The following is an 18489-nucleotide window of genomic DNA, read 5'->3' as shown; positions in this document are numbered from 1 at the left end:
AAGAGGAACTCCCTGTGAAAAGCGCTCAGTTTTTCCTGCCTCATATTACGGGCAAACTTAGCGCTATTGGAAGAGCGGGAGGCATTCCGCACGGAATGGCGCTCGACCATGATGCCGCTGCGGCGGGATCTTTTCTGAGTAGGGTGCAATTACACCGCCAGCAGAGATTTTTCCTGCTGGCTTTTTTCTGTTGCGCTAGAATCCTTTCTCCTGTTTTTCCTGCTCTCGCCACCGCAAAGGGATCTCGCTATGAAGTCGCCGTTAACCCGGAAGCGCCGTATTAATCCGGTCTTTCTCGCCTTTATGGCCGCCTCTTTTATGATCGGCGTCGCCGGCGCGCTGCAGGCGCCGACGCTGAGTCTGTTTTTGACGCGCGAGGTGCAGGCGCGTCCCCTTTGGGTCGGGCTCTTTTTTACCGTCAACGCCATCGCGGGCATCGTGGTCAGCATGCTGGTGGCAAAGCGCTCCGACAGCCGCGGCGATCGTCGTACGCTGATCCTCTTTTGCTGCGCGATGGCGTTTTGCAACGCGCTGCTGTTCGCCTTTACCCGCCACTACCTGACGCTGATTACCCTTGGCGTGCTGCTCTCGGCGCTGGCCAGCGTGTCGATGCCGCAGATTTTCGCGCTGGCGCGCGAGTATGCCGACCAGTCGGCGCGCGAAGCGGTGATGTTCAGCTCGGTGATGCGCGCGCAGCTTTCGCTCGCCTGGGTAATCGGTCCGCCGCTGTCGTTCGCGCTGGCGCTTAACTTCGGCTTTGTGACGCTTTTTCTGGTGGCGGCCGCGCTGTTTCTGGTCTGTATCCTGCTGATCAAGTTCACCTTGCCGTCGGTGCCGCGCGCCGAGCCGCTGATGAGGAGCGGCGGCATGCCGCTGAGCGGCTGGCGCGACCGCGACGTGCGCCTGCTGTTTATCGCCTCGGTAACGATGTGGACCTGCAATACCATGTATATCATCGATATGCCGCTCTATATCAGCGTCACGCTCGGTCTGCCGGAGAAGCTGGCGGGTCTGCTGATGGGGACAGCGGCCGGGCTGGAGATCCCGGTAATGCTGCTGGCCGGGCACTACGCGAAGCGCGTCGGCAAGCGCAATCTGATGTTGATCGCGGTGGCGGCGGGCATTCTGTTTTACGCCGGGCTGGCGATGTTCGCTTCGCAGACGGCGCTGATGGCGCTACAGCTGTTTAACGCGGTGTTTGTCGGCATTATCGCTGGCATCGGCATGCTGTGGTTTCAGGATCTGATGCCGGGTCGGCCGGGCGCGGCGACTACCATGTTCACCAACTCTATCTCGACCGGGATGATTCTGGCAGGCGTGATTCAGGGGACGCTGAGCGAGCGCTTCGGGCATATTGCGGTGTACTGGCTGGCGCTGGGGCTGGCCGTCGCGGCGTTCGCCATGTCGGCGCGCGTGAAGAACGTCTAAGAGGGCACTGTTTTTCTTACAGGCAGCGCTAAAGCTTAAAACGCGGGTGGCTGGGTCCGAAGAGCAAAGCGTCCCGCACCAGGGATGGTGCGGGACGAGCGAGCAGGGATGCGTTTAGCGACTTTGCGATCGGACCCTGCCACTCGCGTTAGCTCCTGACCTGCAAACAGCGATGCCTTAATTCAAAAACGCAGGCTGGCGCTGTTCGTAATCGGTAATCGCCGCTTCGTGCTGCAGCGTCAGGCCGATGCTGTCGAGGCCGTTCAGCATGCAGTGACGACGAAAGCTATCGATCTCGAACGAGTAGACTTTGTCGCCTGCCGTTACCGTCTGCGCTTCCAGATCGACGGTAAAGCGGATGCCCGGCTGCGCCGCCACCAGCTTAAACATCTCGTCCACCTGCTCGTCGCTGAGGCGCACCGGCAGCAGCTGGTTGTTAAAGCTGTTGCCGTAAAAAATGTCGGCGAAGCTCGGCGCAATCACCACGTGAAAACCGAAATCGGTCAGCGCCCATGGCGCATGCTCGCGCGACGAACCGCAGCCGAAGTTTTCGCGCGCCAGCAGAATGCTGGTGCCCTGAAACTCAGGCTTGTTCAGCACAAAGCTGGCGGTCGGCACGGTGCCGGCGTCGTCATCGAAGCGCCAGTCGTGAAACAGATGGGCGCCAAAGCCGGTGCGCGTCACCTTCTGCAGGAACTGCTTGGGAATAATGGCGTCGGTGTCGACGTTCGCCGCGTCCAGCGGGGCGACGATGCCGGTATGCTGAGTAAATTTATTCGCCATGATTATGCTCCTGTCAGTTCACGGATATCGGCAAAGTGGCCGGAAACAGCGGCTGCGGCGGCCATCGCCGGGCTGACCAGATGAGTACGTCCGCCGCGGCCCTGGCGACCTTCAAAGTTACGGTTGCTGGTCGAGGCGCAGCGCTCGCCTGGATTCAGGCGGTCGTTGTTCATCGCCAGGCACATCGAGCAGCCCGGCAGGCGCCATTCGAAACCGGCTTCGAGGAAAACTTTGTCCAGGCCTTCCGCTTCCGCCTGCGCTTTCACCGGACCGGAGCCTGGCACCACCATCGCCACTACGCCCGGCGCGACTTTGCGCCCTTTGGCGATGGCCGCTGCGGCGCGCAGATCTTCAATGCGCGAGTTGGTGCAGGAGCCGATAAATACCTTGTCGATCGCCACGTCGGTCAGGCGGATGCCCGGCTGCAAATTCATATAGGCGAGCGCCTTCTCAGCTGAGGCGCGCTCAACCGGATCGGCAAACGAGGCCGGGTTCGGGATCAGCTCGTCCACGGCGATCACCTGGCCCGGGTTGGTGCCCCAGGTCACCTGCGGCGCGATATCGGCGGCGTTCAGCGTTACCACCGCGTCGTAGTGCGCGCCTGCGTCCGACTTCAGAGTGCGCCAGTATTCTACCGCCTGCTCCCACTTCTCGCCCTGCGGCGCGAACTGACGGCCTTTCAGATAGTTAAATGTGGTGTCGTCTGGCGCCACCAGGCCCGCCTTGGCACCCATCTCGATCGCCATATTGCACAGCGTCATGCGACCTTCCATGCTCAGGGCTTCGATAGCCGGACCGCAGAACTCCACCACGTGGCCGGTGCCGCCCGCGCTGCCGGTTTTCCCGATAATCGCCAGCACGATATCCTTCGCGGTGATGCCCGGCGCGGCGTCGCCCAGCACTTCGATTTTCATGGTCTTCGCGCGACCCTGCTTCAGCGTCTGGGTCGCGAAAACATGCTCGACTTCCGAGGTGCCGATGCCGAAAGCCAGCGAACCGAACGCGCCGTGGGTAGCGGTGTGCGAATCGCCGCAGACGATGGTCATGCCCGGCAGCGTCATGCCTTGCTCCGGCCCGATGACGTGCACGATCCCCTGGAACGGGTGGTTCAGATCGTAGAGCTGCACCCCGAACTCGGCGCAGTTCTTCATCAGCTCCTGCATCTGGATGCGCGCCATTTCGCCGGAGGCGTTGATATCTTTGGTCTGGGTCGAAACGTTATGGTCCATGGTGGCGAACGTCTTCGACGGCTGACGCACTTTGCGGCCGTGGGCGCGCAGACCGTCGAAGGCCTGCGGCGACGTCACCTCATGAATCAGGTGACGATCGATATAGAGCAACGGCGTCTCGTTAGGCGCTTCGTGAACGACATGTGCATCAAATAACTTCTGGTATAAAGTTTTCATTATTTTATTTTTCCTCGGCGATAAAGCGGGCAATCACGCTGCCCATCTCATCCGTGGTGACGGCGGGGCCGTCACCGGCCAAATCTCGGGTGCGGTAGCCTTCTTCCAGCGCGCGGCTGACGGCGCGCTCAATGCTGTCGGCGGCGGCATCCGCATTCAGGCTGTAGCGCAGCAGCAGCGACAGCGACAGGATCTGCGCCACCGGGTTCGCGATATTCTGTCCGGCGATATCGGGCGCGGAGCCGCCCGCCGGCTCATACAGACCGAAACTCTCTTCATTCAGGCTGGCTGACGGCAGCATGCCCATCGAGCCGGTGATCATCGCGCACTCGTCAGAGAGAATGTCGCCGAACAGATTGGAGCAGAGCAGCACGTCGAACTGCGACGGGTCTTTAATCAGCTGCATAGTGGCGTTATCGATATACATATGGCTCAGCTGCACGTCGGGATAATCCTGCGCCACTTCATTAACGATTTCGCGCCACATCACCGAGGTCTGCAGCACGTTGGCTTTATCGATAGAGGTGACTTTATTGCGACGCTTGCGCGCCGACTCGAAGGCAATGCGGGCGATGCGTTCAATCTCGAAACGGTGATAAACCTCGGTATCGAAGGCGCGCTCATGCGGACCGTTGCCTTCACGCCCTTTCGGCTGGCCGAAATAGATGCCGCCGGTCAGCTCGCGCACGCACAGAATATCGAAACCTTTCGCGGCGATATCGGCGCGCAGCGGGCAAAAGGCCTCCAGCCCCTGATAGAGCGCGGCGGGACGCAGGTTGCTGAACAGTTTGAAATGCTTGCGCAGCGGCAGCAGCGCGCCGCGCTCTGGCTGCGAGGCGGGCGGCAGATGCTCCCATTTCGGGCCGCCGACCGAGCCGAACAGAATGGCGTCGGCCTGCTCGCAGCCGGCGACGGTGGCAGGCGGCAGCGGTTCGCCGTGGCGGTCGATGGCGATGCCGCCGACGTCATACTCGCTGGTAGTGATACGCATATCAAAGCGGTGACGAATGGCGTCCAGCACTTTCAGGGCCTGCGCCATGACTTCCGGGCCAATACCGTCGCCGGGCAATACTGCGATATGAGAAGAGGTAGACATAGTTACACCGTTTCCTTCTGAAATTTGCGCTGCAATTCTTTTTCGACTTCTTTGGCGCGCCAGATATTGTTCAGCGCGTTCACCATCGCCTTCGCGGAGGATTCGACGATATCGGTCGCCAGACCCACGCCGTGGAATTTGCGGCCGTTATAGTTGACCACGATATCTACCTGGCCCAGCGCGTTCTCGCCGTGGCCTTTCGCCGTTAACTTGTAGTTCACCAGCTCGGCTTCGAAGCCGGTAATGCGGTTAATCGCCTGGTAAACCGCGTCGACCGGGCCGTTGCCGGTGGCGGCGTCTGCTTTGGTCTCTTCGCCGCAGCCCAGCTGCACCGAGGCGGTCGCCGTGACGCTGGAGCCGGTCTGCACGTTGAATTCGTTCAGCTGGAAATATTCCGGCTCTTCATGCTGTTTGTTGATAAAGGCCAGCGCTTCCAGATCGTAATCGAACACCTGGCCTTTCTTGTCGGCCAGCTTCAGGAAGGCGTCATACAGCGCGTCCAGACTGTAATCGCTCTCTTTGTAGCCCATCTCTTCCATGCGGTGTTTCACCGCAGCGCGGCCGGAGCGCGAGGTCAGGTTCAGCTGGATTTTATGCAGGCCGATCGATTCTGGCGTCAGGATTTCGTAGTTCTCGCGGTTTTTCAGCACGCCGTCCTGATGAATGCCGGAGGAGTGGGCGAAGGCGTTAGAGCCGACCACCGCTTTGTTCGCCGGGATCGGCATATTGCAGATCTGGCTGACCATCTGACTGGTGCGGTAGATTTCCTGATGCTGGATGTTGGTATGCACGTTCAGGATCTGCTGGCGGGTTTTGATCGCCATGATGACCTCTTCCAGCGCGCAGTTGCCGGCGCGCTCGCCCAGACCGTTCAGCGTGCCTTCCACCTGCCGCGCGCCCGCCTGGACGGCAGCCAGCGCGTTGCCGGTCGCCATGCCTAAATCGTCATGGGTGTGCACCGACAGAATGGCTTTGTCGATATTGGGCACGCGATTGATCAGCTGGCTGATGATGCTGGCGTATTCACCCGGCAGGGTGTAGCCCACGGTGTCCGGGATGTTGATGGTGGTGGCGCCGGCGTTGATCGCCGCCTCCACAACGCGACACAGATCGTCGATCGGCGTGCGGCCGCCATCTTCGCAAGAGAACTCGACGTCGCTGGTATAGTTGCGCGCGCGTTTCACCATATGCACCGCGCGCTCGATTACCTCAGGCAGGGTGCTGCGCAGTTTAGTGGCGATATGCATCGGCGAGGTGGCGATGAAGGTGTGGATACGATAGGCCTCCGCCACGCGCAGCGCTTCATAAGCGGCGTCGATATCTTTCTCGACGCAGCGCGCCAGCCCGCAGACGCGGCTGTTTTTAATGGTGCGCGCGATGGTCTGAACGGATTCAAAGTCGCCCGGCGACGAGACCGGAAAACCGACTTCCATCACGTCGACGCCCATGCGCTCCAGCGCCAGTGCGATCTGCAATTTTTCTTTCACACTCAGGCTGGCCTGTAATGCCTGCTCACCGTCGCGCAGAGTGGTATCGAAAATAATGACTTGCTGGCTCATCGTATTCATCCTTATGCGTTAACTTCACCGTGCAACGAGCATAAAAAAACCCGCGCAAGGCGCGGGTTTTTAACTTTCAGCAGGTTCGAATCAGTGTTTGATTCTGCCCACGAGTCTACCGCGCAAACTGAATGCGTTAAGTAGTAGACCGAGTAGGCGGAATGAATGAAACATGGATTCGAACCTCGTAAAATTTTGTGCTGCACATATTGGTACTGGAATCGGGACGGGATGTCAACCATAAGTAAAAGGGTATTTTCGGCGGACGTTAAGGAAATAATTCTGCGTTTTCGCGCCAGATCAGTGGAACAGACAATGAGTGGAAAAATGGCGCGCAGAAGCGGCGATACGCTGCGATGACTTTATTATATGTATTTGATTTTATGATTTTTTTAAGGGTTTACTCACTGACTTAAGCAGAACTGTTTTACCGCTGCGCGGCAGCACAATGTCGTGCATCGCCTTTATTTCAGAGTTAATAACGCCAGAAATGAATTTCACAGTAAAATTGTGGGCTGATGCAGGCGGAATTAATTTTTTATTATTTCTTATAACCCGCTGGAAATGATTTCGTCTCCAGCATTTTCTTCTGCCTAACTTCCGGTGAATTAGATAATTCCTCGCGCGCTTAACTTATCGCGCAGAGGCTTTACGGCCGGCTTAACGATAAGCGCAGACTCTGACGTTTGCCTGTCAGGTTTTCTACGGTTATGGTAATCGACCAACTCTTAAAACAATCAACCAAGCAGATTTCTCTGTATCTGGATGTCGGAAAGGCGTTCCGGCGTCTGCGCATAAACATAAGGTTTTGATCTTAACTGGCGAACGTGGGGCAGGATGCCAGTGGCGCGCAGGAACAGCGAGCGTCAGTGGATTCAGTTCCTCAAGCCTGGAGGCAGAAAATGGAGATGTTGTCAGGAGCCGAGATGGTCGTCCGGTCGTTAATCGATCAGGGCGTAAAGCAGGTGTTCGGTTATCCGGGCGGCGCGGTGCTGGATATTTACGATGCGCTGCAAACCGTCGGCGGAATCGATCACGTACTGGTGCGCCATGAGCAGGGCGCGGTGCATATGGCGGACGGGCTAGCGCGCGCGACCGGCGAAGTCGGCGTGGTGCTGGTGACGTCGGGTCCGGGCGCCACCAATGCGATTACCGGTATCGCCACTGCCTATATGGATTCGATTCCGCTGGTGATCCTGTCGGGACAGGTGCCGTCCTCGCTGATTGGCTACGACGCCTTTCAGGAGTGCGACATGGTGGGGATTTCCCGCCCGGTGGTGAAGCACAGCTTTCTGGTGAAAAGCACCGAAGAGATCCCGACCGTACTGAAAAAAGCGTTCTGGCTGGCCGCCAGCGGACGTCCGGGTCCGGTGGTGATCGATCTGCCGAAGGATATTCTGAATCTGGCCAACAAGCTGCCTTACGTCTATCCGGAATCGGTGAGCATGCGCTCCTATAATCCGACGATTCAGGGCCACAAAGGACAGATCAAGCGCGCGCTCAATACGCTGCTCGCCGCGCGTAAGCCGGTGATGTACGTCGGCGGCGGCGCGATTACCTCGGCGTGCGAGGCGGAGCTGTTGCAGCTTGCGGAGCAGCTGAATATTCCGGTCACCAGTTCGCTGATGGGGCTGGGCGCTTTCCCCGGCACCCATCGCCAGTCGGTGGGCATGCTCGGCATGCATGGCACCTACGAAGCCAATATGACGATGCACAACGCCGATCTTATCTTCGCCGTCGGTGTACGCTTTGACGATCGCACCACCAATAACCTGGCTAAATATTGTCCGAACGCGACGGTGCTGCATATCGACATCGATCCTACCTCGATCTCGAAAACCGTGGCGGCGGATATTCCTATCGTCGGCGATGCGAAGCAGACGCTGCAGCAGATGCTCGATCTGATGGCGCAGAGTGAGACGAAGCAGGATCTCGATAGCCTGCGCGACTGGTGGCAGAGCATCGAGGGCTGGCGCAGCCGTAAATGCCTGGCATTCGATCGCAACAGTGAAAAGATCAAGCCGCAGGCGGTGATCGAAACGATCTTTCGCCTGACCAACGGCGATGCCTACGTGACGTCGGACGTCGGCCAGCATCAGATGTTCGCGGCGCTCTATTATCCCTTTGATAAACCGCGCCGCTGGATCAACTCCGGCGGGCTCGGCACCATGGGCTTCGGGCTGCCGGCCGCGCTGGGCGTGAAAATGGCGCTGCCGGAAGAGACGGTAATCTGCGTGACCGGCGACGGCAGCATTCAGATGAATATTCAGGAGCTCTCCACCGCGCTGCAGTACGATTTGCCGGTGCTGGTGCTGAGCCTGAACAACCGCGTGCTCGGTATGGTGAAGCAGTGGCAGGATATGATCTACTCCGGCCGTCATTCGCAATCTTATATGGAATCGCTGCCGGACTTCGTGCGCCTGGCTGAGGCGTACGGTCACGTCGGCATCGCGATTCAGCATCCTTCCGAGCTGGAAGAGAAGCTGCAGCTGGCGCTGGATACGCTGGCGAAAGGGCGGCTGGTGTTCGTCGACGTCACCGTCGACGGCAGCGAGCACGTCTACCCGATGCAGATCCGCGGCGGGTCGATGGATGAGATGTGGCTGAGCAAAACGGAGAGGACATAATTATGCGTCGTATTTTATCGGTTCTGCTGGAGAACGAATCCGGCGCATTGTCTCGCGTGGTGGGACTCTTTTCCCAGCGCGGCTATAACATCGAGAGCCTGACCGTTGCGCCGACCGACGATCCCACTCTGTCGCGTATGACCATCCAGACCGTCGGCGACGAAAAGGTGCTGGAGCAGATCGAAAAGCAGCTGCACAAGCTGGTGGATGTGCTGCGCGTCAGCGAGCTGGGGCAGGGCGCCTATGTCGAACGCGAAATCATGCTGGTGAAACTTCAGGCCACCGGTTACGGCCGCGAAGAGGTGAAGCGCAGCGCGGAGATCTTCCGCGGTCAGATTATTGACGTGACGCCGACGCTGTACACGGTTCAGCTGGCGGGCACCAGCGACAAGCTCGACGCCTTCCTGAATACCGTGCGCGAAGTAGCGGAAATCGTTGAAGTGGCGCGTTCCGGCATCGTCGGCGTGTCGCGCGGCGATCGCATTATGCGGTAATTGCTCAAGGTGACAGTCTCTAACCCGGCGTAATGCCGGGTTTTTTTATTTTATGCGCTATGCGGGGATCGCTGAGAAAAGCGGTTGCTCAGCGCGAAGTTCTGCTGTTAGATGTTACAAACGAGTTACCCTTAGCTTAGTTGCGGACATCTGCCGCAACGCGGCTCGCCGTGAAGTATGGAGTTATCGTGAAACTGGATGAAATCGCGCGCCTGGCAGGCGTGTCGCGCACCACGGCCAGTTATGTCATCAATGGCAAAGCGCGGCAGTATCGTGTCAGCGAAAAAACCGTCGAGAAAGTGATGGCGGTGGTGCGTGAGCATAACTACCACCCCAACGCCGTGGCGGCGGGCCTGCGTGCCGGCCGTACGCGCTCGATCGGCCTGGTGATCCCCGATCTGGAAAACACCAGCTATACCCGCATCGCCAACTATCTTGAACGTCAGGCGCGTCAGCGCGGCTATCAGCTGCTGATCGCCTGTTCGGAAGATCAGCCCGACAACGAAATGCGTTGTATTGAACATCTGCTGCAGCGCCAGGTCGATGCGATAATCGTTTCAACCTCTTTGCCGCCTGAGCACCCTTTCTATCAACGCTGGATCAACGATCCGCTGCCGATTATCGCGCTGGACCGCGCGCTGGATCGTGAACACTTCACCAGCGTCGTCGGCGCCGATCAGGACGACGCCTTTACGCTGGCGGCTGAATTGCGTCAGCTTCCGGTGAAAAACGTGCTGTTTCTCGGCGCACTGCCTGAGCTTTCCGTCAGCTTCCTGCGCGAAATGGGCTTCCGCGACGCCTGGAAAGAGGATCCGCGCCCCATCGACTATATCTATTGCAACAGCTTTGAGCGCACGGCGGCGGCGGCGCTGTTTGAGAAGTACCTTGACGATCATGATATGCCGGAAGCGCTCTTCACCACCTCGTTCGGTCTGCTGCAGGGCGTTATGGACGTAACGTTAAAACGTGACGGACGCCTGCCGACCGACCTCGCGATCGCCACATTTGGCGACCACGAATTACTGGACTTTTTAGAGTGTCCGGTGCTGGCGGTGGGGCAGCGTCATCGCGACGTGGCGGAGCGCGTGCTGGAGTTAGTTCTGGCTTCGCTTGATGAACCACGAAAACCGAAACCGGGATTAACGCGTATTCGACGAAATTTATTTCGTCGCGGTCAGCTCAGCCGCAAAGTTAAATAGCTGACGGGCAGCAATACCGCTGCCCTTAAATTTTCGCGTATTAATATTCATCATTTTTTAGGGTAAAAAAGCGTAAAGCTGCGACATCTCGTCTAACAAATTAGCGGCGATGTGATTGTTAAATGTCCATTTCTTTGGGCTGGCGCGCACTCCTGACCTGCCTGAAGCGGCAGGCGCCGCTTTCGGAACTCCCCTAAAATGCAGCCCCTGTCTCAGAAATAGTGAGGAATATTAGCGCAGGTCGTCAGGCTTATTTTTAAGCATTTTCTAAAACGTCGTGCTTTTTATTCCATTATTCATCAGGTTAATTTTTAAAATTGACCTTTTGCCCCGTTTGCCGCTTTTCAATCAGCGAAATCACCCCTTGTAAATAGTTATATTCCCGCCGCGCTTCGGCTTGACAACGATTTCATCGCCTCCGTAAACTCGTGGCGTGGTAAAAAGTGGGGTAAAGTGGTGAAAATGGGGAGCTGAGGGGAAGACTGGCATGTTCCGTGGAGCAACGTTAGTCAATCTCGACAGCAAAGGGCGACTGGCCGTACCAACGCGCTATCGCGACACGCTGATCGGGGAATCTCAAGGGCAGATGGTTTGTACCATCGACCTTCATCAGCCATGCCTGTTGCTTTATACCCTGCCCGAATGGGAAATCATCGAAAAAAAGCTGTCTCGCTTATCCAGCATGAACCCCGTTGAACGACGCGTACAGCGTCTGCTGCTGGGACATGCCAGTGAGTGTCAGATGGACAACGCAGGCCGTTTGCTGCTGGCGAATACCCTTCGGCAACACGCGCACCTGACGAAAGAAGTGATGCTGGTCGGCCAGTTCAACAAGTTTGAACTGTGGGATGAACAGACCTGGTATCAACAAGTCAAGGATGACATTGACGCAGAACAGTCGGCTCAGGAACCTTTATCTGAGCGGTTGCAGGACTTGTCGCTATAGCTATGCAGGAAAATTTTAAACATACCACGGTGCTGCTGGACGAGGCGGTTAACGGCCTCAACATCAGGGAAGACGGCATCTACATCGACGGCACCTTTGGTCGCGGCGGACATTCACGTTTGATTCTGTCGCAGCTGGGCCCGCAGGGACGGCTTATCGCCATCGATCGCGACCCGCAAGCTATCGCCGCCGCCGCCGAGATCGCCGATCCGCGCTTCTCGATCGTGCACGGTCCCTTTTCCGCACTGGCCGACTATGTCGAGGAGCTGGGCTTAAGCGGCAAAATCAGCGGCATCCTGCTCGATCTGGGCGTCTCGTCGCCGCAGCTGGATGATGCGGAACGCGGCTTCTCCTTTATGCGCGACGGGCCGCTGGATATGCGTATGGACCCGACGCGCGGGCATTCGGCCGCCGAATGGCTGCTGCAAGCGGAAGAGGCGGATATCGCCTTCGTGCTGAAGACCTACGGCGAAGAGCGTTTTGCTAAACGCATCGCGCGCGCCATCGTCGAGCGCAACCGCGAACAGCCGATGACGCGCACCAAAGAGCTGGCTGACGTCATCGCGGCGGCCACGCCGGTGAAAGATAAGTTCAAGCATCCGGCAACGCGCAGCTTTCAGGCGATCCGTATCTGGATCAACAGCGAGCTGGAAGAGATTGAAAAGGCGCTGAAAGGCGCGTTAACGGCGCTGGCGCCCGAAGGACGCCTCTCCATTATCAGCTTCCACTCGCTGGAAGATCGCCTGGTGAAGCGTTTTATGCGCGACCAGAGCCGCGGCCCGCAGGTGCCGGCGGGTCTGCCAATGACCGAGTCGCAGCTTAAAGCGCTGGGCGGACGTCAGCTGAAGCTGCTCGGCAAGATGACGCCGGGCGATGCGGAAGTCGCGGACAACCCGCGCGCGCGCAGTTCGGTTCTGCGCATTGCGGAGAGAACCGACGCATGATCGGCAATGAACGTCACAGCCTGCCCGGCGTCATCGGCGGCGATCTGCTGCGGTTCGGCAAAATCCCGCTGATTTTGCTGATCGCCGTACTGGTGTCGGCCGTGATGGTGGTGACGACGACGCACAAAACGCGTCTGCTGACCGCGCAGCGCGAACAGCTGGTGTTAGAGCGCGACGCGCTAGACATTGAATGGCGTAACCTGATCCTTGAGGAGAACGCGCTGGGCGATCACAGCCGGGTGGAGCGCATCGCCACCGAGAAGCTGCAGCTACAGCATGTCGATCCATCCCAGGAAAATATTGTGGTACAGAAATAAGGAACGCTAAATCGCAATGAGCGGCGCAAGCAAAACGCTGAAGTTGAAAAAACAGGAAGATAAAGCCAGCTTTGTAAGCTGGCGTTTTGCGTTGCTGTGCGGCTGTATTTTACTGGCGCTGTTCGGTCTGCTCTCCCGCGTCGCCTGGCTGCAGGTCATCAGCCCGGACAAGCTGGTGAAAGAGGGCGATCTGCGCTCGCTGCGCGTGCAGGCGGTGCCTACCGCGCGCGGCATGATCAGCGATCGCGCCGGTCGTCCGCTGGCGGTCAGCGTGCCGGTCAACGCCATCTGGGCTGACCCGAAAGAGCTGCACGACGCGGGCGGCGTGACCCTCGACGGCCGCTGGAAAGCGCTTGCCGACGCGCTCTCTATTCCTCTCGATCAGCTGGCGACGCGCGTCAACGCCAATCCCAAAGGACGCTTCATCTATCTGGCACGGCAGGTCAATCCCGCCATCAGCGACTACATCAAGAAGCTGCGGCTGCCCGGCATCCATCTGCGCGAAGAGTCGCGCCGCTACTATCCGGCCGGTCAGGTGACATCTCACCTGATCGGCTTTACCAATATTGACGGCCAGGGTATCGAAGGCATCGAGAAGAGCTTCGATAAATGGCTGACCGGTGCGCCGGGCGAGCGAACGGTGCGTAAAGATCGCAACGGCCGCGTGATCGAAGATATCTCATCGGTGGACAGCCGCGCCGCCCACAACCTGACGCTCAGCATCGATGAACGCCTGCAGGCGTTGGTCTACCGCGAACTTAACAATGCGGTAGCGTTCAACAAAGCCGAGTCGGGCACTGCCGTACTGGTGGACGTCAATACCGGCGAAGTGCTGGCGATGGCCAACAGCCCGGCCTACAACCCCAATAACCTCAGCAACACGCCGAAAGAGATGATGCGCAACCGCGCCATTACCGACATCTTCGAGCCAGGCTCGACCGTCAAGCCGATGGTGGTGATGACGGCGCTGCAGCGCGGCGTGGTGCGGGAAAACAGCGTGCTTAATACCGTGCCGTACCGCGTTAACGGTCATGAGATCAAAGACGTGGCGCGCTATAACGAATTGACCCTTACCGGGGTTCTGCAGAAGTCGAGTAACGTCGGCGTTTCACGGCTGGCGTTAGCGATGCCCTCCTCAGCGCTTGTAGATACTTATGCGCGCTTTGGCCTGGGTAAACCGACCAATTTGGGGCTGGTCGGGGAAAGTAGTGGCTTATACCCTCAAAAACAACGGTGGTCTGACATAGAGAGGGCCACCTTCTCTTTCGGCTACGGGCTAATGGTAACGCCGTTACAGTTAGCGCGTGTCTACGCGACCATCGGCAGCTACGGTATCTCCCGGCCGCTGTCGATTACTAAGGTCGATCCGCCTGTCGCGGGCGAGCGCGTCTTCCCGGAATCGCTGGTGAAAACCGTGGTTCATATGATGGAAAGCGTCGCGCTGCCGGGCGGCGGCGGCGTAAAAGCGGCAATTAAAGGCTATCGCATCGCGATTAAAACCGGCACGGCGAAAAAAGTCGGGCCGGACGGCCGCTACGTTAATAAATATATCGCATACACCGCAGGCGTCGCGCCTGCCAGTCATCCTCGTTTTGCGCTGGTGGTGGTGATCAACGATCCCCAGGCCGGCAAGTATTACGGTGGTGCGGTTTCCGCGCCGGTGTTCGGTGCCATCATGGGCGGCGTTCTGCGCACCATGAACATCGAACCGGACGCGTTGCCGACCAATGACAAAAACGAGCTGGTGACAAACAGAAGTGAGGAAAAAAGTGACAGATCGTAACCTGCGCGACTTGCTGGACCCGTGGGTGCCAGGCGCGCCGGCGCGTCCCCTGGGTGACATGACACTGGATAGCCGCAAGGCGGCGTCCGGCGATCTGTTCGTGGCCGTCGCAGGCCACCACGCCGACGGACGGCGTTTTATTCCGCAGGCCATCGCACAAGGCGTTTCCGCCGTGATCGCAGAGGCGGAAGGCGAAGCCAGCGATGGCGATATCAAAGAAATGCACGGCGTGCCGGTGATCTACCTGGCGCAGCTGCCGCAGCGTCTCTCCGCGCTGGCGGGCCGCTTCTATGGTCAGCCTGGCGAAAAGCAGAAGCTGATCGGCGTGACCGGCACCAATGGCAAAACGACGACCACGCAACTGCTGGCGCAGTGGGCGCAGCGGCTGGGCGAAACCGGCGCAGTAATGGGCACGGTCGGCAACGGCCTGCTCGGCCAGCTGACCGCGGCCGAGAATACTACCGGCTCGGCCGTGGAGGTTCAGCATCTGCTGCAGGAGCTGGCGCAGCAGGGCGCGACGCTGACCGCGATGGAGGTCTCCTCGCACGGTCTGGTGCAGCATCGCGTTGCAGCGCTGCCGTTCGCCGCCGCGGTCTTTACCAATCTGAGCCGCGATCATCTCGACTATCACGGCGATATGCAGAGCTACGAATCGGCTAAGAAGCTGCTGTTTACCGATCATCAGGTTGGCGAAATGATCCTTAACGCCGACGACGAAGCAGGGCGCCGCTGGCTGGCGACGCTGCCCGACGCCGTCGCCGTCACCATGGAGAATAATCTCCAGCCGGGCTGTCACGGCCGGTGGGTAAAAGCCGAAGAGATCACCTATCAGGACAATGGCGCGCATATCCGCTTCAGGTCAAGCTGGGGCGAAGGTGAATTCGACAGCCGCCTGATGGGTGCCTTCAACGTCAGCAACCTGCTGCTGGCGTTCGCCACGCTGCTGGCGCTTGATTATCCGCTCGCCGATCTGGTGCGGACGGCGCCACAGCTGCAGCCGGTATGCGGGCGCATGGAAGTCTTCAGCGCGCCGGGCAAGCCGACCGTAGTGGTGGATTATGCCCATACGCCGGACGCGCTGGAAAAGGCGCTGGAAGCAGCGCGCCTGCACTGCAAAGGCAAGCTCTGGTGCGTGTTCGGCTGCGGCGGCGATCGCGACAAAGGCAAGCGTCCCCTGATGGGCGCTATCGCCGAGCAGTTCGCGGACGTCGTGGTGATTACTGACGACAATCCGCGCAGCGAAGATCCGCAGGCTATCGTTGACGACATTTTGACCGGCCTGCTTGAGCCGCACCGCGCGCGCGTCGTCGCTGGACGGGCGCAAGCGGTCACTAACGCCGTTCTGCAGGCGCAGCCTGACGACATCGTGCTGGTAGCAGGCAAAGGTCACGAAGATTATCAAATCGTGGGACATCGTCGTCTGGATTATTCCGACCGCGCCACGGTTGCCGCATTATTAGGAGTGACGGCATGATCCCGGTTTCCCTTACCACGCTGGCCGACATCAGCGGCGGCGCGCTTCACGGCAGCGATCTCGTCCTGAGCGACGTCACTACCGATACGCGCAAAGTGACGCCCGGCAGCCTGTTTGTCGCGCTGGTCGGCGAACGCTTCGACGCCCATGACTTTGCCGCTGACGCTATCGCCAGCGGCGCGCAGGCGTTATTAGTGAGTAAGCATTTACCTCTTTCTGTCCCGCAGGTGGTGGTTGCCGACACGCGTATCGCGTTCGGCAAGCTGGCCGCCTGGGTACGCCAGCAGTCGAAGGCGCGCGTCGTGGCGCTGACCGGTTCCTCCGGCAAAACTTCGGTTAAAGAGATGACCGCCGCCATCCTGCGTGAGTGCGGCGAAACGCTCTATACCGCCGGTAACCTGAATAACGATTTCGGCGTGCCAATGACGCTGCTGCGTCTCACCGAGCAGCACCAGTATGCGGTTATCGAACTGGGCGCCAATCATCAGGGCGAGATCGCCTATACCACCGAGCTGACGCGTCCAGAGAGCGCGCTGGTGAATAACCTGGCGGCGGCGCATCTGGAGGGCTTCGGCTCGCTAGCGGGCGTGGCGAAGGCGAAAGGGGAGATCTTCAACGGTCTGCCGGCTAACGGTACCGCCATTCTCAACGCCGACAGTAACGACTGGCCGCACTGGCAGACCAACCTGCACGGCAAGCGCGTCTGGCGCTTCTCGCCGCAGGCTGCCGACAGCGATTTCACCGCGCGCGATATCCGCCTGGGCGTAGACGGCACCCACTTTATCCTGCAGACGCCGCGCGGCGACATCGACGTCACGCTGCCGCTGCCTGGCCGCCATAATATCGCCAACGCGCTGGCCGCCGCCGCGCTGGCGCTGTCGGTCGACGCGCCGCTTAGCGCCATTCAGAGCGGGTTAAAAAACCTGCAGGCCGTGCCGGGCCGTCTGTTTCCCATTCGCCTCGGCGAGCATCAGCTGCTGCTTGACGACAGCTATAACGCCAACGTCGGCTCGATGACGGCCGCCGCGCAGGTGCTGGGCGAGATGCCCGGCTATCGCGTGATGGTGGTCGGCGATATGGCCGAGCTGGGCGAAGAGGCGGAACAGTGTCATCGCGAAGTCGGGCTGGCGGCGAAAGCCGCGGGCGTCGATCGCGTGCTGAGCGTCGGCGCGCTGAGCGCCAACATTAGTGAAAGCAGCGGAGTTGGCGAACATTTCGCCACTAAAACCGCGCTGACTGAACGTTTACGGACGTTGTTGTCCGAACATCGGGAATTAACCGTTTTGATTAAGGGTTCGCGGAGTGCTGCCATGGAGCAGGTCGTGCAGAACCTACAGGAGATGGGAACATGTTAGTCTGGCTGGCCGAGCATCTGGTCGCTTTTTATTCCGGCTTCAACGTCTTTTCGTATCTGACGTTTCGCGCCATTGTCAGCCTGCTGACCGCTTTATTTATCTCTCTATGGATGGGGCCGCGCCTGATCGCCTGGCTGCAAAAGCTGCAAATCGGCCAGGTAGTGCGCAACGACGGTCCGGAGTCGCACTTCAGCAAGCGCGGCACGCCGACCATGGGCGGGATTATGATTCTCACGTCGATTACCGTTTCGGTGTTGATGTGGGCTTATCCCTCTAATCCCTACGTCTGGTGCGTACTGGTCGTGCTGGTAGGCTTCGGCATCATTGGCTTTGTCGATGACTATCGCAAAGTGGTGCGCAAAGATACCAAAGGGCTGATCGCACGCTGGAAATATTTCTGGATGTCGGTGATTTCGCTCGGCGTGGCGTTCGCGCTCTACGCCGCAGGCAAAGGGACGCCTGCCACGCAGCTGGTGGTGCCGTTTTTCAAAGACATCATGCCCCAGCTTGGCCTGTTCTACGTCGTGCTGGCCTACTTCGTTATCGTTGGCACCGGCAACGCCGTTAACCTCACCGACGGTCTGGACGGCCTGGCGATTATGCCAACCGTGTTTGTCGCGGCCGGGTTCGCGCTGGTGGCCTGGGCGACCGGCAACGTCAAGTTCGCCGAGTATCTGCATATTCCCTATTTACGCCATGCGGGCGAGCTGGTGATCGTCTGTACCGCCATCGTCGGGGCAGGGCTGGGCTTTCTGTGGTTCAACACCTATCCGGCGCAGGTTTTTATGGGCGACGTGGGATCGCTGGCGCTGGGCGGCGCGCTTGGCACGCTCGCCGTGCTGCTGCGCCAGGAATTTCTGCTGGTGATCATGGGCGGCGTGTTCGTGGTTGAGACGCTGTCGGTGATCCTGCAGGTAGGATCGTTCAAGCTACGCGGACAGCGCATTTTCCGCATGGCGCCGATTCATCATCACTATGAACTGAAAGGCTGGCCGGAACCGCGCGTCATCGTGCGCTTCTGGATCATTTCGCTGATGCTGGTGCTTATTGGCCTGGCCACGCTGAAGGTACGTTAATT

At 59.1% G+C, this 18489-nt stretch carries 17 protein-coding genes; 12 read left to right on the top strand and 5 right to left on the bottom strand.

Annotation, left to right across the window (positions count from 1 at the left end):
- Positions 1–14: 14 nt before the first annotated feature.
- Entirely contained in the window at positions 15–284 is a 270-nt protein-coding gene (locus tag PVE98_RS16640; RefSeq protein WP_127908368.1) for a hypothetical protein, read from the top strand.
- A complete protein-coding gene (locus tag PVE98_RS16635) occupies positions 250–1428 on the top strand; it encodes an MFS transporter (RefSeq protein WP_096072564.1) in 1179 nt (392 codons plus the stop codon). The genes PVE98_RS16640 and PVE98_RS16635 overlap by 35 nt, the downstream gene beginning before the upstream one ends.
- A 177-nt stretch (positions 1429–1605) precedes the next feature.
- Here the strand turns inward: PVE98_RS16635 and leuD are convergent, their stop codons facing one another.
- The 5 genes from leuD to leuL all read right to left on the bottom strand — a co-directional run bounded on the left by leuD (position 1606) and on the right by leuL (position 6446).
- Positions 1606–2211, bottom strand: a complete 606-nt coding sequence (gene leuD, locus PVE98_RS16630; RefSeq protein WP_048785141.1) for a 3-isopropylmalate dehydratase small subunit — start codon at positions 2209–2211, stop codon at positions 1606–1608.
- Positions 2212–2213: 2 nt separating this feature from the next.
- Complete coding sequence (leuC, locus tag PVE98_RS16625; RefSeq protein WP_096072565.1) at positions 2214–3617, bottom strand: 3-isopropylmalate dehydratase large subunit; 1404 nt, start codon at positions 3615–3617, stop codon at positions 2214–2216.
- Between the two features lie 4 nt (positions 3618–3621).
- Positions 3622–4713 carry a 3-isopropylmalate dehydrogenase gene (leuB, locus tag PVE98_RS16620; RefSeq protein ID WP_033749469.1) on the bottom strand — a complete coding sequence of 364 codons (1092 nt, stop codon included), beginning with the start codon at positions 4711–4713 and terminating at the stop codon, positions 3622–3624.
- Between the two features lie 2 nt (positions 4714–4715).
- Positions 4716–6272, bottom strand: a complete 1557-nt coding sequence (gene leuA / locus PVE98_RS16615; RefSeq protein ID WP_033749470.1) for a 2-isopropylmalate synthase — start codon at positions 6270–6272, stop codon at positions 4716–4718.
- A gap of 90 nt (positions 6273–6362) precedes the next feature.
- The gene (gene leuL / locus PVE98_RS16610; protein WP_127908400.1) at positions 6363–6446 is read right to left on the bottom strand and encodes a leu operon leader peptide; all 84 of its coding nucleotides are present in this window, start codon (positions 6444–6446) and stop codon (positions 6363–6365) included.
- A 728-nt stretch (positions 6447–7174) separates the two neighbouring features.
- On the opposite strand from leuL, the gene ilvI reads away from it, so the two are divergent.
- The 10 genes from ilvI (at position 7175) to mraY (ending at position 18487) form a co-directional block, all read left to right on the top strand.
- Entirely contained in the window at positions 7175–8899 is a 1725-nt protein-coding gene (gene ilvI, locus PVE98_RS16605; RefSeq protein ID WP_333620456.1) for an acetolactate synthase 3 large subunit, read from the top strand.
- 2 nt (positions 8900–8901) lie between these two features.
- Positions 8902–9393: an acetolactate synthase small subunit gene (gene ilvN / locus PVE98_RS16600; protein ID WP_033749472.1), complete on the top strand. Its 492-nt coding sequence runs from the start codon at positions 8902–8904 to the stop codon at positions 9391–9393.
- Positions 9394–9581: 188 nt separating this feature from the next.
- Entirely contained in the window at positions 9582–10592 is a 1011-nt protein-coding gene (gene cra, locus PVE98_RS16595) for a catabolite repressor/activator (protein ID WP_033749474.1), read from the top strand.
- Between the two features lie 487 nt (positions 10593–11079).
- On the top strand, positions 11080–11538 hold the full coding sequence (mraZ, locus tag PVE98_RS16590; RefSeq protein WP_033749475.1) for a division/cell wall cluster transcriptional repressor MraZ: 459 nt from the start codon (positions 11080–11082) through the stop codon (positions 11536–11538).
- A 2-nt stretch (positions 11539–11540) separates the two neighbouring features.
- Positions 11541–12482 carry a 16S rRNA (cytosine(1402)-N(4))-methyltransferase RsmH gene (gene rsmH / locus PVE98_RS16585; RefSeq protein ID WP_096072567.1) on the top strand — a complete coding sequence of 314 codons (942 nt, stop codon included), beginning with the start codon at positions 11541–11543 and terminating at the stop codon, positions 12480–12482.
- Entirely contained in the window at positions 12479–12799 is a 321-nt protein-coding gene (gene ftsL, locus PVE98_RS16580; protein ID WP_033749477.1) for a cell division protein FtsL, read from the top strand. Before rsmH ends, ftsL begins: the two co-directional genes overlap by 4 nt.
- Before the next feature lie 16 nt (positions 12800–12815).
- Positions 12816–14582, top strand: a complete 1767-nt coding sequence (locus PVE98_RS16575; protein ID WP_033749478.1) for a peptidoglycan glycosyltransferase FtsI — start codon at positions 12816–12818, stop codon at positions 14580–14582.
- Positions 14569–16056, top strand: a complete 1488-nt coding sequence (murE, locus tag PVE98_RS16570) for a UDP-N-acetylmuramoyl-L-alanyl-D-glutamate--2,6-diaminopimelate ligase (protein ID WP_096072568.1) — start codon at positions 14569–14571, stop codon at positions 16054–16056. The genes PVE98_RS16575 and murE overlap by 14 nt, the downstream gene beginning before the upstream one ends.
- On the top strand, positions 16053–17411 hold the full coding sequence (murF, locus tag PVE98_RS16565; RefSeq protein ID WP_096072569.1) for a UDP-N-acetylmuramoyl-tripeptide--D-alanyl-D-alanine ligase: 1359 nt from the start codon (positions 16053–16055) through the stop codon (positions 17409–17411). Before murE ends, murF begins: the two co-directional genes overlap by 4 nt.
- Positions 17405–18487: a phospho-N-acetylmuramoyl-pentapeptide-transferase gene (gene mraY, locus PVE98_RS16560; RefSeq protein ID WP_033749483.1), complete on the top strand. Its 1083-nt coding sequence runs from the start codon at positions 17405–17407 to the stop codon at positions 18485–18487. The genes murF and mraY overlap by 7 nt, the downstream gene beginning before the upstream one ends.
- The last annotated feature ends 2 nt before the right edge of the window (positions 18488–18489 follow it).

The organism is Pantoea sp. GABEPS69, assembly GCF_045780835.1.
GTDB classification, from domain to species: Bacteria; Pseudomonadota; Gammaproteobacteria; order Enterobacterales; family Enterobacteriaceae; genus Pantoea; species Pantoea septica.
The sequence above is the reverse complement of the archived record's forward strand: the minus strand, read 5'-3'. Positions and strand labels throughout refer to the sequence as shown.